This is a genomic window from Serratia sp. T13T92, from assembly GCF_047530105.1.
In the GTDB taxonomy this organism is placed as follows: Bacteria; Pseudomonadota; Gammaproteobacteria; order Enterobacterales; family Enterobacteriaceae; genus Chania; species Chania fonticola.
In genome coordinates, this window is the sequence record NZ_JBLJAK010000009.1 from 73,611 (window position 1) to 89,052 (window position 15,442).

Consider the following 15,442-nt stretch of genomic DNA (forward strand, 5'->3'; position numbering starts at 1 on the left):
TCTGGTTAGTTATGAATAAAATACTCTTTTATTTCTTACTGCTGTTGGCCTTACCTTTTATGCTGTTGATTATCATTGCCCCCATGAGCAGTGATAATCAGTATATCTTTGGCCTGATCTGCATTGCGATCGTGTTTATTTTAGGGGTGAGTAAAAGCAAAAAAGTTACCCTGGTAATGATTGTGATGTCGACCCTGATGTCATTACGTTACATCTACTGGCGCGCGACAGAAACCCTGCATTTCAACAGTACTCTGGAGGCTGTGCTAGGTATTGCCCTGTTTATCACCGAGCTGTATGCCCTGGTGATATTGCTGTTTGGTTATATTCAGACCACCTGGTCATTAAAACGCACTATTGAACCGCTGCCCGACGACACGTCGCTATGGCCAACGGTAGATGTCTATATTCCTACTTACAACGAAAGTATGGACGTGGTGCGCGACACCATCCTGGCGGCGCAGTGCATTGACTACCCGAAAGACAAAATGAAAATCTACGTGCTGGATGACGGCAAACGTAATGAGTTTGCCGTATTCTGTGCCGATGCGGGCGTAGGCTATATTACCCGCAACAATAACCACCATGCCAAAGCGGGCAATCTGAATAACGCGATGAAAGTGACTCAGGGTGAATTGATCACCGTGTTTGACTGCGATCATGTGGCAACCCGCGCCTTTTTGCAGGCGACGGTCGGCAGCTTCCTGGTGGATGAGCGCCTGGCGTTGATCCAGACCCCGCACTACTTCTATTCCCCGGATCCGTTTGAACGCAACCTGTCAGAGGCGAGTAAAGTCCCTAACGAAGGCGCACTGTTCTACGGGCCGGTGCAGCAGGGTAATGATAACTGGAACGCCACTTTCTTCTGTGGCTCCTGTGCCGTGATCCGCCGTTCGGCGCTGGAAGAGGTGGGCGGTTTTGCGGTAGAAACCGTGACCGAAGATGCCCACACCGCCTTGAAGATGCAGCGCCGGGGCTGGAACACGGCATTCCTGGCATTGCCATTGGCAGCCGGGCTGGCCACCGAACGCTTGGGGCTGCACGTGATCCAACGTACCCGCTGGGCGCGTGGCATGACGCAGATCTTCCGGGTGGATAACCCCTTGCTGGGGCGCGGCCTGACCTGGCAGCAGCGTTTATGCTATCTGAACGCCATGCTGCATTTCCAGTACGGCTTACCCAGGGTGATATTCTGCGTGGCACCGCTGGTTTATCTGCTGTTCAACCTCAATATCATTGCCTCCTCCGCCGGGCTGATTTTCGCCTATGTGTTACCGCATCTGGTGATGTCGATCTATATCAACTCCAGAGCCAACGGACGCTATCGCTATTCGTTCTGGGGGGAAATCTATGAAACGGTGATGTGTTTCCATCTGGTGATACCGACCCTGCTGACGATGATCTCGCCAAAGCACGGCAAGTTTAACGTGACGGATAAAGGTGCGTTGCTGGACGTTAACTATTTCGATTCCCATATTGTCCGGCCACATATTATCGCCGTGTCCTTGCTGTTAATCGGTACCGCCTGGGGCGTGATCCGTCTGGTAATGCCGGATCACTATGGTGCTAACCCGCAGGTAATTTGGCTAAATATTGCCTGGGCCAGTTTCAGCATGATTATCCTGCTGGCTGCCATTGCCGTAGCGCGGGAAACGCGCCAGGTACGAAAAACCATCCGTATCGATGCCACTTTGCCTGCGGTGCTGTATTTTGCCAGCGGCGCGGCGATGCGTACCGAAACTCTGGATCTTTCGATGGGCGGGGTCAAATTGAAAACGCCGGATGAGCGCTTCCTCAACGATCCGATCGAAGAGGTGGAAATATCGCTCAAGTCTGGTGCCGTCTGTTTCCCGGTAGAGCTGATCGATGCCGACAAGTCGGTGACCCGGTTAATGTTCAAAGAGATGCCGATTGAGAAACGACGGGAGCTGGTGCGGGTAGTATTGGCGCGGGCAGATGCCTGGATCCAGACCAAACCTTTCCCCCAGGATCGGCCACTGCGTTCGTTGTTGGGCGTCCTGCGCTGTATTTTCGAGTTGTTCTATTTTTCCTGGCGCGATCGTCGGGCCAAAAAGCAGCAGAAACGGCCTGAGCTAAAGCGGGATAAGGAACAAGCCCTATGAGCCGGGTGAAAACCAAGTTGCCAACAGGCAGATCTACGCTCATTGCCCTGGTCAGCGGCCTGATGTTGGGGATGGGGCTTTCTGGTCTCGCCCTTGCGGCCGATCCGCAGCCTGCGACGTCTCATGCCAGCGAGGGTGTCGAGATGCCAGGTTTTCCTACCTTGCCGCGTCCAACAGATGCTCCACCAACGGTTGCAGTGCCGGGCAGTGTTGAGCAAACGGCTCCGCTTGATATTGCTACGCCACCGGTTACCGTCTTCAATCAGTCGCTCGCTTCCACGCTCAGCGTGGGCGAGATGGGGCAAACCACAGGATTGACGTTGAGCAACTGGCAACAGCAGTCCGGCTTCACCTTTACCTTACCCTCAGACTGGGTGGTAACGGACGGCAATCTGGTGCTGGATCTCGACATTTCCCCGGCCCTGATGGGAACCGATACCGAACTGCAACTGATGCTCAATGGGCAACCCTTGAGCACCCAGAAGCTGAACCAATTGCATGAAGGCAAGGTAAGTTTGCAGGTGCCGATCCCGGCCGCCATGATCGTAGCGCGCAACAACCTGAGTTTCAGCATCGGCAATGGCAGCAATGCGGCCATGCTGTGCGAAAAGGGGGCGGCTAACAAATATTGGCTCAAGGTGCTGCCAACCAGCCAGTTGCATCTGGAAAACCAGGTGCTGAATATCAGCCCGAACCTTGGCCGTTTCCCCAATCCGTTCTTCGATCCTCAGGCCATGCAACCCACCCTGGTGGACGTGATCTTCGGCCAGGAAAAACGGCCGGAGGAGGTTGCAGCCGCCGCTATCGTCAGCTCTTATCTGGGGAAAATGACGCGCCATAACAACCTGAACTTCCAGGTGTTGCAGGACAGCTTGCCTGAGCAGAACGGCATTATCTTTGCGCGCCCCGGCGAGCAGATTGGCCAGTTGACTCTGCCACAGGCCGACGGCCCGACCATTCAGATGATTGATAATCCGCTGAACCCGGTTTACAAGCTGCTGTTGGTGATGGGGCGTAACGCCACCGAGATGCGCCAGGCCGCCTATCGTCTGGTCAGCCAGCCGTTGCCGGAGAAAACTGCTTCGCTGGCTGTGAAGCCGGTGACTATTCCGCTGCGCCAGCCCTACGATGCCCCACGCTGGATTGATACCAGCAAGCCGGTCAGCTTTGATAAGCTGGTGGCCAGTAATGAGGAACTGACCGTCACTGGTGTTTACCATGACGCGGTGCGCATTGCTTTCCGTGCCGCCCCGGACCTGTTTATGTGGGATGGCAGAAACGTCCCGCTGCAAATCAACTACCGTTTCCCCACCGACAACTGGATCGATGAGAATAAATCCCAGCTCAGTGCCACGCTGAATGGCACCTTCCTGCGTAACCTGCCGGTGAACAAACGCGGACTGCTGGAGCTGCTGTGGCACCAGTTTGGCGGTGATATTCGCCAGGAACAATACACCTTGGCTCTGCCACCGTATCTGATTTACGGCGACAACATGCTGGAGCTTTATTTCTCTATCGTGCCGAAAAACGGCTCCTCCTGCGATCCGGCGGATAGCAACACCCTCAAGAGCCATATCGGGCCCAACTCGTATATTGATCTGAGCGATACCTACCATTTCACCGAGCTGCCCAATCTCTCTTATTACGTCGGGGCCTCCTTCCCATTCTCCAAGCTGGCGGACTTCTCGCAAACCGTGCTGTTAATGGCGGAAAAGCCTACCGTCAACGAAGTGCGTGCGCTGTTGAACCTGACTGCTCGTTCCGGTGCGGCTACTGGCAGCTCGGTGGGTAACGTAGATATCCGCTTTGGCCTGCGGGGCAACGAGAACGAGTTAGACCACTTCAAGGGCAAGGATGTGCTGGTAGTCGCCTCACTGGCTCAGAGCGCCCTCTATCAGCGGTTGTTGCAACAGGTGCCTTTTGCGCTAAACGATAGCGGCGCGCTGGTGGTGAAGGCGCAGTCTACGCTGGAAAAACTGCAGTCCTACCTGAAAGGTAACTGGCGGACCCAGAGCATCGACGCCGATCGTTACCTCTCCTCTTTGACGGATTGGCGTGGATTTTTCAGCTTCCGCTCCGGTTGGGATCCGCAACGGGTGGTGGTGGTGGCCAGCGCCTCTTCCGACGATGGCCTGAACAAGATCTATGGCGATCTGAAATCTGCCCGGATCAACGCCGGGGTGCGTGGCGATCTGGCGGTGATCACCGATCAGAACGGCGTACGCAGTTTCCAGGTTGGCGAACAGTTCCCGAGCGGGGAGCTGCCCTGGTATCTGATCTTTATCTGGTATGCCAGTAAACATGTGGTGCTTTTATCCCTGACCGTGTTGGGGATTTCCGTGGTGTTGGGGCTGGGGCTGTATATTTTGCTACGCAAGCACGCCGCCAAACGCCTGGGGAGAGATGCAGAAGATGAACGTTAAAACACGTCTCGACCAGAAGCTAGACAGGAGCCGCCAATGAACCTATTGCTGAAAAAGAAACTGTATTGGGTCTCTCTGGCCGGGCTGACGATTTTTTCGGTGTCGGCGTTGGCGGATGACAATAACCCGGCGCTGAAAGCCCTGTTTCAACAGGCGGCTTACTGGCATGACAAATCGCATGACGAACTGGCCCAGGGGGCGTTGCAGAAAGTCCTGCTGATCGACGAGAACAACGCCGAGGCGATGTATCTGCTCTCCCTGTATGCCATGCAGGGCGGGGATAAGGCCAAGGCCGAAATCTGGCGCAAAAAACTGAGTGCCGTCGCGCCTAACGATCCTCGTCTCCAGGCGTTGAGTAACACCGAAGCGGCTCCGTCGGTCTCCAAGAATCTGTTAGCGCAGGCTCGGCAGTTGGCGGCCAAGGGGGAGTTTGCCCAGGCGGCTGCGGCCTATCAGACGGTGTTCAACGGCAAGACACCGATCGATAACCTTGCCAATGAGTATTACCTCACTTTGGCAGGTTCACCTGCGGGCAGGCAGGAGGCGATTGATGGCCTCAAGCAGCGGCTGGCTATGCAACCCAATGACACGCAAACCCGCGTGGTGCTGGGCAAGGTGCTGACCTATCAGGAATCGACCCGCCGTGAAGGGATCGATATGTTGGCAGCGATGGCCCCGAACAATAATGAAGCGGATCAGGCGTTGAAACAGGCGCTGCTGTGGCTGGCTCCGCTTCCGGCTGACAAGCCGCTGTATGATGCCTATCAGCAACGGCATCCGGAGGACAAGGCTGTGGCTGGCTATTATCAGCAGACTATTGCCGGTTCGGCCAAAGGCGTAGGATTCTCTGAGCTGAATAAAGGGGATCTGGGCGGCGCCAAGGATCAGTTTGCCGCTATCCTGGCCAGCAACCCGAATGATGCGGATGCTTTGGCCGGGATGGGATTTACGGCGATGCGCAGCGGAGACTTCGCGCAGGCAGAAAACTACCTCACCCAGGCGGCAAAACAGGGCGGCCCACAGAGTGCGCAGTGGGGAGCGTTGGCTCAGGAAGCGGCGTTTTACGCGACATTGGATAAAGCCAAGCAGGCTGCCAACGCAGGGCAATTGGATGAAGCTCTGGCGATCAGTGCGCCCCTGAGCCGTGCCACAGGGGATAAAGGCAACGCGGCGACGCTGTTCCGGGCCGATCTGGCTCGCAAGAAAGGGGATTTCACGGCGTCTGAGCAGATGTATCGCGGCTTGCTGACGCAAAATCCGCAGAATAATGATGCCAGGCTGGGGCTGTATTATTTGTTGCAGCAACAGCGTGACAAAGGCCCGGAAGCTGCGCAGATCCTGCAAACTATTCCAGCCGATCAACGGCCTAAAGTTCCTCAGGCGGTGGTGGGGGTGAATGTCGATCCCCAGCGCAGGCAGGCCGAGGCCGCCATGCAGAATGGCGATCCGCAGCGTGCGATGATGATCCTGCAACAGGCGCTGGAAAAGCAGCCCTCGAACGTTTGGGTGCGGCTCGATATGGCACGCATCCTGAACAAACAGGGGCAAGAGTTGCAGGCGCAAACCTTGATCTCCCCGCTGATGCAGGTTGGCGCATCGCCAGACAGCCTGTACGCGGCAGCGTTGTTTGCCTCAGAACGTAACGACTGGCTGAACGTTTCCACTCTGATGGCGCGTATCCCGCAAGGGAGGCAGAACAGCAGCATGCGGGCTCTGGCGGCTTCTGCGTCGGCTAACCAGCAGCGGGCCAGCGCAGAAAGTTATCTTCGCCAGGGCAACACGGCCAGCGCAGCGGTCATCTTGCGGCAGTTGGCGCAAAAGCCGCCGACTGAACCCGCGGCCCTTGGGGAACTGGCAAAAGATTTGATGACGGTGGGGGATACCTCAACGGCGGTCCAACTGGTGCGTGACAACATGCGCCTGGGGGTTAAAGGCAATGCGGGCGATTACGCGGCCCAGATCGCGGTGCTCAATCAGGCTGGGTTAAGCCAGGAGGCCGATGCCTGGCTGAATAACCCGGCGCTGCGGGCGCGCAGTTCAACCCGCGAGATTGGCCAACTGCGCAACGGCAGCGTGATCAATGAGGCGGATAAACTGCGTTTACAGGGGCAGTACAGTGCGGCGTATGACAAGCTGATCGGCGCGCTGCAAAACGATCCGCAAAATACCGATATCATGCTGGCGATGGGGCGACTCTATCAGTCTGGCAACATGAACAAAGAGGCCGGGCAGGTTTACAACTATCTGCTCAGCCGTGACAGCCTGAATCAGGGGGCGCGCGAAGGTGCCGTTGGGGTTGCATTGTCCGATGGCGATGTCGATCGGGCCAAACAGTTACTGCGCGGCTTGCCTGCGCTTAAAACGCCGGATCAGTTGCTGCTGGCGGCGCGCGTTGCTCAAGCGGACGGTAACTATCCACAGGCGATGGTGTTTCTGCGCGAGGCGAAAAACCGAGTCAATGGCGTAACCGGTGCGCCAGGCGGGGGGCCGGCAGTGATTGGCGGTTTGCGGCTGGCGGATAACCCGTTTGCCGCGCAGAGTACGGCATCGTCGAGCGTGAATACCTCTTCCTCGGCTTACGGTGAGGTGCTGCCTTGGCAGGTTGCAGCCCCGGGTTATGCCCGCGCTCCAGCTGCGGTGGTGAAAAATCCTACCTTGCAGCAGATTGATAAGTTGATGGACGAGGTGCAGGGCAAGACTGCCACCTGGGTTCAGGGGAATATTTCTCTGCGCGATAACAGCAGTGGTGAAAACGGCCTGAGTAATATCACGGAAGTGAGAAGCCCGATCACCTTGTCAGGCATGCCGTTCGATAATGGCAGGCTCAGTGTTGATGTGACGCCGGTGATGCTGAAATCCGGTACGCCATCCGACAGCGCCAACAGCCGTTTTGGTACCGGTGCGCTGCAGCAGGCCAGGGCTATCGAAGCCGCAACTCAGGCCTCCGTCATTGCCTCACAGACCTCGATTGCTGCCGCACAGGCCGCCGATCTGCGTTATCAGCAACTGCATGCTACCCGCGATAGTCTGTGTTCTATTGACGCCACCTCGCCAGAGTGTGCCGCTGCCACGGTGGCGCAGGATCAGGCCTTTAACGAAAGGCAGACGTTGGCTGGCCTGGTGACACAGCCGAAGACCTTTGGCCCGAACGATATCTATGCCGATTCACCGGGGCAGCAGCAAGATACCGGGGTAGAGCTGGCGTTAGCACTAAGCGGTGACAGCTATAAGCTGGACGTGGGCAGTACGCCAATGGGCAGCGGCATCAGTTCGGTAGTGGGTGGCGTGAAATGGTCACCCAAGCTGACCGAACACTCAACGTTGGATATGACGCTTGAACGTCGCGCGGTAAAAGATAGCCTGCTCTCCTATGTCGGGACCGAAGATACCATCACCGGCAAGAAATGGGGGGCGGTGACCAAGAACGGAGGCGGCGTAAATCTTGGATACGATGATGGCGTGCTCGGAGCTTACGGTGGCGCGGGATATTACAGCTACGTGGGTGATAACGTGGCGGATAACCATAGCGTGACCGGCATCCTGGGAGCCTATATCCGCCCTTATAAGGATGATGATAGCGAGCTGAAGGTAGGTGTTAACGTCAACTATATGGACTTTGACAAAAACCTCAGCTACTTCAGCTACGGCCAAGGGGGTTACTTCAGCCCGCAGGACTATCTCAGCATTTCGCTGCCGGTGGAGTACACCAAAAAGCAGGATAACTTCACCTATATTCTGAGTGGCAATGTCGGTTATCAGACCTATAACAATCAGGAAAGCCTGTACTACCCGAACGATCCGGAGCTCCAGTCTCAGTTGGAAAGCCTGGTCAGCCAGGGTTACGGCAAAGAGGCCAGATATGCCAGCGAGGACAAGAGTGGCATTGGCTACAGCCTGAAGGCGGGGGGGACCTATAAGGTCACGCCAAGCGTGTTGGTTGGGGGGCAGTTGGGTTATGACACTTTCGGCAGCTATTCCGAGAGCACGGCTTTGCTCTATTTTAAATATCTGTTAGATGGAAAATAACCATGCAAGATATTAACACTACCTGGTATGAGCTTGATTATTATCGCCAGCGTCAGTTTAAGGCGGGTTGGCAGGATCTGATCGAAGTGGTGTTCTCCGGCATTCTGGCTTCTGCTGATGATACGGACAGCCGCGATTTTCTGCGTTTGATGGGGAGTAACCTGGCGAAGAAGCTGCCATTGCCGGAGGCGGAAACGGTGGGAGAGTTGGAGGATGCTCTCAATGCCTTACTACGTCAGTTTGACTGGGGCAGGGTGCAGATTGAGGCGAATGGCGAACAGATGATCCTGACCCATTTTGCCTACCCGCACAGTGCCGATCCGGCCAACGAGGACGTCTGGGCACTCTCTTTTGCCACGGTGCTTGAGGGGGCCTATGACACCTGGCTGCTGGCTCAGGGCGGTGAGCCGCATGTTTCTCTGCGCTGGCGCAGCCCGGCCAAAGATAACACCCTGGTCTTTTGCTACAGAAACGAGCAACGCAGGTAAACATGATGACGAAAAGCAGGTTTGGTAGGCTCCGCGTACTCCTGCTTTGGCTGGGGTTGGTGTTTTCCCTTGGTGCCCAAGCTGCCGACAGCGGTTGGGCGCAATACAAACAGCGTTTCCTGTTAGCTGACGGACGGATTGTCGATACCGGCAATAACAACGTCAGCCATACCGAAGGGCAAGGGTTTGCCATGCTGTTGGCGGTCTACAATGACGACCGTCCTGCGTTTGACAACCTCTGGCAATGGACCCGCAACACCTTGTATCGCCAGGATATCGGCCTGTTTTCCTGGCGCTATGAGCCGGGGAAGGCAGTGCCGATAGCCGATAAAAATAATGCCACCGATGGCGATATCTTAATCGCCTGGGCCTTGTTGAAGGCGGGGAAACGCTGGAATGTGCCTGCCTACCTAACCTCCTCGGCGCAGATACAGCAAGCCCTGCTCAAACATACTGTGATCGACTATGCCGGATATCGGGTGATGTTACCCGGTGCTAACGGTTTCAGGCAAAACGGTTCGGTGATCGTGAATCCTTCCTATTTTGTCTTTCCCGCCTGGCACGCGTTTTACCAGGAAAGCCATTTGCCGGCGTGGAAAAAGCTTATCGACGATAGCATGACCATGGTCAGCAGAATGCGCTTTGGCAAACAGCATCTGCCCAGCGACTGGGTCACGCTACAGGCCAATGGGCAGATGGCTCCGGCCAGCAACTGGGCGCCGCGATTTGGTTTTGATGCGGTGCGGGTTCCGCTTTATCTCTATTGGGACAAGGCCGACAGCCTGTCACTGAGCCCCTTTGCCAGCTTTTGGCGCGGCTTTGATCGCCGGGCGACACCGGCCTGGCTGGATGTGCTTAGCGGCCAACGCTCAGAGTATAATCAAAGCCCGGGAATGAGGGCGGTCAGGGATCTGACGGTGGGAGATCGGGGGCCGCTGAAAGATCGCCTGGCGCCTGATGAGGACTACTATTCTGCCAGCCTGCACCTGTTGGCCTACTGGGCGCAGCGCAGCCAACTCTAGTATAACTTGGCGCTTTTCACCTCAGCGGCAAGCGCCTCGCCGGGCTTTGTGCTATCTTACGCGCCAGAAAACCCTTTCAGAGAGCCCGTCACGGTGGAAAAAAAGAAAAGTTTCCCGCAGCAGAAAAGCGGCCTGCATCCGCGCAATCGCCATCGCTCACGCTATGATTTCCCTACCTTGATCGCTACCTGTCCGGGATTGGAACCCTTTGTGAAGCCCAACGCCTGGGGCGATATCTCGGTGGATTTCGCCGATCCTGCCGCGGTGAAAATGCTCAACCGTGCCTTGCTGATGCACTTTTACGGCATCGAACATTGGGATATCCCGGCCGACTATCTTTGCCCGCCGATCCCGGGGCGTGCCGATTATCTGCATCACCTGGCCGATCTGCTGGCGACCAGCAACGGCGGCGAGATCCCACGTGGCAAAGGCGTGGCGATCCTGGATATCGGCGTGGGGGCCAACTGTATTTACCCGATCATCGGCCAGCGCGAATATGGCTGGCGCTTTACCGGTTCGGAAACCGATCCGGTCTCGCTGGGGGCTGCCAAGATGATCGTGGCCATGAACCCGACGTTAAAAAACACCGTGCGCCTGCGCCAGCAGAAACAGCTGGAGTGTATCTTCAACGGCATTATCGGCGTTGCCGAGCGCTTCGATGCCACCTTGTGTAACCCGCCGTTCCACGGTTCCGAGCAGGAAGCGCGCGCCAGCACTCGCCTCAAGTTGCATAAGTTGGGCAAGGGGGCGGTGGCAGAAAAGCCGGTGCAGAACTTCGGTGGCAAGAACAACGAACTGTGGTGCGAAGGAGGCGAAGAGGCCTTTGTTCGCAAGATGGTGGAAGAGAGCGTCGGCAAAGCGAAGAACTGCCTGTGGTTCACCTCGCTGATCTCGAAAAACACCACGCTGCCTGCCATTTACTACGCGCTCAAGCAGGCCGGGGCTGCTGAGGTGCGCACCATCGAAATGGCACAGGGGCAGAAGATTAGCCGCTTTGTGGCCTGGACCTTCCTTGATGCCGAGCAGCAAGCCGCCTGGGCGGCAGAACGCTGGCAGTAATTGCCCGACCGTTGCCGGCGATCGTGCCGGCAACGATTATTTATTCTGTCATTCCTTTCATTCTGTCTGGCTTGCGTTATCCTCAATACTGTTAATAAATTCCCACGCTGCTCATTAGTTAAAAAAACAATAATTACCTAGCTTAATAACCGTTTTTATCCAGTTAATCTGGAGCATTGTCGTGCGCAATGTTCAGGGCGATAGCGCGCTTACTGGCGAGCAATAGATGCAGAAAAAATAGAGAGTGCTTGCCGTTAACTCCATCTGCCAGAAGGATTTACCCGATGTTTTTAAACCTCCGCCAGTCAAAAAGCCCGTGGCATGCTGAATTAGCAGCCATTGAAGACGCGGTAGCGATGATCGTATTTAAACCCGACGGCACCGTATTACGTGCCAACGATCTGTTCTTGCAAACGATGGGGTTTGAGCGCCAGGAAGTCATTGGTCAGCATCATCGTATTTTCTGCGATCAAAGCTATGTCGCCAGCCCGGCCTATCAGCGGCATTGGCAAAGGTTAAATCGCGGCGAAGCCATTACCGATAATATCAGGCGTATTCGCAAGGATGGTGAAGTGGTCTGGCTGCAGGGTACTTATACCCCGGTGTTAAATAAGCACGGTGAGGTGGTGGAGATCATCAAGATCGCCAGCGAGGTGACCAGCCGTATCACTCAGGCCCAGGAGCATCAGAGCCTGTTAACGGCGCTAAATCGCTCAATGGCGATGATCACCTTCTCGCCAACCGGCATCATCCTGGATGCCAACGACAATATGCTCGATCTGATGGGCTATCGGCTGGAAGAGGCACGCGGCCAGGCGCACAGCATACTTTGTACGCCGGAGTTCGCCGACTCTGACGAGTATCATCAGCACTGGCAACGGCTGGCCCAGGGGGAGTTTTTGACCGGGCGTTTCGAGCGCATCAACCGGCGTGGGGAGCGGGTATGGCTGGAAGCCAGCTACAACCCAATCATCGACAATGAAGGGCGGGTATTAAAGGTGGTGAAAATCGCCCAGGACATCACCCGCCAGACTTTCCAACAGCAACATGAAGAGGAAATGGTGCGAAATGTCCACCATCTCTCCATGGGGACCGATAAAACCGCTGCGCAAGGGGCGATCATTGTGCAGCAGGCGGTGCAGGGGATGCAGCAGGTGGAGATGGCCGCGCGGCAGACTTCGGACGTGGTCAGCGATTTGGGGCGCTGTTCGCAACAGATTGGCAATATGGTGGAGGCGATCCGCAAAATCGCCGCCCAGACCAATCTACTGGCGATTAACGCCTCGATCGAAGCGGCGCATGCGGGCGAGCATGGGCGCGGTTTTTCCGTAGTGGCTAATGAGGTGCGTACCTTGGCCGAACAGTCCCGTAAAGCGGCCAGCGAGATTGAGCAAGTCACCAAAACCATTCAGCAAGGGGTAACGGCGGCAATCAACAAGATGGTGACCTGCGTAGAACAGGCGGGCGGCGGCGTGGCGCTAGCCAAGGATGCCGGGGAGGTGATCAATCAGGTCAATGTAGGTATGCAGGACGTGGTCAAGCTGATGCAGGCGTTTACCTCGGTCAAACAGGGTGACGTGATCCACTGAGGTTTTGCAGAGTTGCATACTGTTAAACGGGTGCAGCGAGCATGACTCTGCAATTGAACATGTGATTGAGCAATCATTGCCATCAATAAAAAGCCCCTTGCGGGGCTTGAGACTGCTGACAAACCCTCACCGGGCTTACAATGTAGGGGCGCTGCATGCTGCGCCCGACTGGATAATCAATGGGTTAGCAAATACTGGTATAGATAGATCCCGACCCATTCAGCAATATTGCCACTTTGTCATCAATCTGAGCCCCTTGCGGGGCTTTTTGTTTATCGCTTCAGGAAACGTGCTGCAAGAACTCACGCAGGCGTGGGCTTGGCGGGTTGTTGATCAGGTCATGAGGGTTGCCATCTTCGGCGATCCGGCCTTTGTCGATGAAGATCAGGCGTGAGGCCACTTTTTCGGCAAAGCCGACTTCGTGAGTCACGATCACCATCGTCATGCCTTCTTCGGCCAAATCCTGCATGACCTTCAGCACTTCGTGACGCAATTCCGGATCGAGCGCCGAGGTGGGTTCATCGAACAGCATCATTTTAGGCTTCACCGCCAACGCCCGGGCAATGGCCACCCGCTGCTGCTGCCCGCCGGAAAGCTCGGAAGGGTAGTGGTGAGAACGCTCGGCCAACCCAACCTTGGCTAACAGCGTGTGTGCCAGCTTTTCGGCATCGGCCTTCTTCAAACCGCGTACGCGGATTGGGCCAAAGGCGACGTTTTCCAGCGCCGTCAGGTGCGGGAACAGGTAGAACTGCTGGAACACCATACCGGCTTCCTGACGGATCAGGCGGTCGTCAACCTTCGGATCGTTCACCCTCAGGCCGTCGACCACCAGTTCACCACTGGTGATCTCTTCCAGTTTGTTGATGCAGCGCAGCAGGGTTGATTTACCGGAACCAGAAGGCCCGATGATCACCACCACTTCACCCTGTTTGATATGCAGATCGATATTGTGCAGCACCTGGGTCTGGCCGAAGTGCTTGGAGACGTTTTTAAATTCAATCACAGGATTTTCATCCTTCTTTCCAGACGACGCAGCACGAAGCTCAGCATCAGGGTAATAATCAGGTACACCACCGCAACGGCGCTCCAGATTTCCAGCGCGCGGAAGTTACCGGCAATAATTTCCTGCCCCTGACGGGTCAGTTCCGCTACACCGATCACGATGAACAGCGAAGTATCCTTGATGCTGATGATCCACTGGTTTCCCAATGGCGGCAGCATGCGGCGCAGTGCCAGCGGCATGATGACATAGCGAATGGTCTCGCGGCGTGATAGCCCCAGCGCCAGCCCGGCTTCGCGGAAACCGCTGTGGATCGACAACACCGCACCACGGGTAATTTCCGCAATATAGGCGCCCGAGTTGATCATGATGGTGACCACGGCGGCGGTGAAAGGATCAATGCGGAAATCGCTAAAGGCCATCGGCAGGGCGAAGTAGATAAACATCACCTGTACCACAATCGGCGTGCCGCGGATCACTTCAATGAATACCAGTGCCACATGGTTGGCGATCCAGCCGCCATAGGTGCGGGCGAAGCCGGCAACCAGGCCGATGATCAGGCCGCCAATCAGACCGAGGACCGAAATCCACAGGGTCATCTTGGCGCCTTCTAACAAAATTGGGATGGCGGGCCAAATGGCGCTCCAGTCGAATTGCATAGTGTTATCTCCCGGTGATCCAAGCAAGGGGATCAATAAACAACAAAGCACAGGGGGCGGGTACACCTCCCCTGTGCTTAACTATTAACTTATTGGCTTATTAACTTCATCAATTACTTAGGTTCGGTACCAAACCATTTTTTGTAGATTTCGTTGTAAGTCCCGTTGTCGCGCAGCGTTTTCAGTGCGGCATTGACCTTTTCACGCAGCTCGTCGCTGCCTTTCGGGAAGGCGATGCCATACTGCTGGGCTTCAAGGGATTCGCCTACGGTTTTGAACTTGCCAGCGCCTGCAGTTTTGATGAAGTACAGGATGTTTGGCGTATCGTGCAGCACGGCGTCAGCACGCTTGGTGCCCAGTTCCATATAGGCGTTGTCGATGTTCGGGAACTGACGCAGATCTTTGGTTTTGATGTGCTGCTTGGCGTAATCCACCGAGCCGGTGCCGCTCTTCACTGCCACCACTTTGCCGTCCAGATCCTGGATGCCTTTCACGCTGTCATTGTTAGCGTTGACCATCACCAGCAGGCCGCTTTTGTAGTAGCCGTCGGAGAAGTCGATCGCTTTTTTGCGTTCGTCGGTAATGGTGATACCGGCCAGCGCCAGATCGACGTTCTTGGTTTGCAGCGCAGGAATGATGCCGCTAAAGTCCATTGGCTTCAGGGTGTAATCCAGCTTCAGCTCTTTGGCAATCGCCGCCCACAGGTCGATATCGAAACCGACGTATTGGTCACCTTGTTTGAATTCAAACGGCACGAAAGCGGTGTCCGTGGCGACAACCAGCTTGTCTGCTGCGTGAGAGCTAACGGCGAAGGCCAGGGAAAGTGCGGCCAGGGAAACTTTAAAAATAGACTTCATGAGAGGAATTCCTGTACAGGTTGCGGATTACCCATTTTTTATGTTGCATTTTGTGCTATGGAAGAATCGTGCCAAGTTTGCAATCATTATAAAAACAAGGGGTTGCGTTGTGATGTTGGGTTTGGATAGCCAATTATAATTTTTATGCACCATAGGTGGGCACCAAAATGGTGCAGCGCGACCGTGGTGGTGCAAC

10 protein-coding genes are annotated in these 15,442 nt (G+C 55.7%); 7 read left to right on the plus strand and 3 right to left on the minus strand.

Features of this window, described 5'->3' with window-relative positions; all coding sequences use genetic code 11:
- The first annotated feature begins 11 nt into the window (after nucleotides 1-11).
- From bcsA to ACMV5I_RS11745, 7 genes are all read left to right on the plus strand, one after another.
- Complete coding sequence (gene bcsA / locus ACMV5I_RS11715) at nucleotides 12-2,123, plus strand: UDP-forming cellulose synthase catalytic subunit (protein WP_202727045.1); 2,112 nt, start codon at nucleotides 12-14, stop codon at nucleotides 2,121-2,123.
- Nucleotides 2,120-4,546, plus strand: coding sequence for a cellulose biosynthesis cyclic di-GMP-binding regulatory protein BcsB (bcsB, locus tag ACMV5I_RS11720; RefSeq protein WP_414824418.1), 2,427 nt, complete (start codon nucleotides 2,120-2,122; stop codon nucleotides 4,544-4,546). Before bcsA ends, bcsB begins: the two co-directional genes overlap by 4 nt.
- Nucleotides 4,547-4,582: 36 nt before the next feature.
- Nucleotides 4,583-8,572, plus strand: a complete 3,990-nt coding sequence (locus tag ACMV5I_RS11725; RefSeq protein WP_414824419.1) for a cellulose synthase subunit BcsC-related outer membrane protein — start codon at nucleotides 4,583-4,585, stop codon at nucleotides 8,570-8,572.
- A gap of 2 nt (nucleotides 8,573-8,574) precedes the next feature.
- The gene (bcsD, locus tag ACMV5I_RS11730) at nucleotides 8,575-9,060 is read left to right on the plus strand and encodes a cellulose biosynthesis protein BcsD (RefSeq protein ID WP_202670781.1); all 486 of its coding nucleotides are present in this window, start codon (nucleotides 8,575-8,577) and stop codon (nucleotides 9,058-9,060) included.
- Nucleotides 9,061-9,062: 2 nt separating this feature from the next.
- On the plus strand, nucleotides 9,063-10,082 hold the full coding sequence (locus tag ACMV5I_RS11735; RefSeq protein WP_238393679.1) for a glycosyl hydrolase family 8: 1,020 nt from the start codon (nucleotides 9,063-9,065) through the stop codon (nucleotides 10,080-10,082).
- A 93-nt stretch (nucleotides 10,083-10,175) separates the two neighbouring features.
- Entirely contained in the window at nucleotides 10,176-11,141 is a 966-nt protein-coding gene (gene rlmF, locus ACMV5I_RS11740; protein WP_186530747.1) for a 23S rRNA (adenine(1618)-N(6))-methyltransferase RlmF, read from the plus strand.
- A 284-nt stretch (nucleotides 11,142-11,425) separates the two neighbouring features.
- Entirely contained in the window at nucleotides 11,426-12,730 is a 1,305-nt protein-coding gene (locus ACMV5I_RS11745; RefSeq protein ID WP_414824420.1) for a methyl-accepting chemotaxis protein, read from the plus strand.
- A 280-nt stretch (nucleotides 12,731-13,010) separates the two neighbouring features.
- On the opposite strand, the gene glnQ is transcribed toward ACMV5I_RS11745, so the two are convergent.
- The 3 genes from glnQ to glnH all read right to left on the minus strand — a co-directional run bounded on the left by glnQ (nucleotide 13,011) and on the right by glnH (nucleotide 15,246).
- Entirely contained in the window at nucleotides 13,011-13,733 is a 723-nt protein-coding gene (gene glnQ, locus ACMV5I_RS11750) for a glutamine ABC transporter ATP-binding protein GlnQ (protein WP_121606320.1), read from the minus strand.
- Nucleotides 13,730-14,389, minus strand: coding sequence for a glutamine ABC transporter permease GlnP (gene glnP / locus ACMV5I_RS11755; protein ID WP_021805129.1), 660 nt, complete (start codon nucleotides 14,387-14,389; stop codon nucleotides 13,730-13,732). The genes glnQ and glnP overlap by 4 nt, the downstream gene beginning before the upstream one ends.
- A gap of 113 nt (nucleotides 14,390-14,502) precedes the next feature.
- Complete coding sequence (gene glnH / locus ACMV5I_RS11760) at nucleotides 14,503-15,246, minus strand: glutamine ABC transporter substrate-binding protein GlnH (protein WP_024484570.1); 744 nt, start codon at nucleotides 15,244-15,246, stop codon at nucleotides 14,503-14,505.
- Nucleotides 15,247-15,442 lie beyond the last annotated feature (196 nt).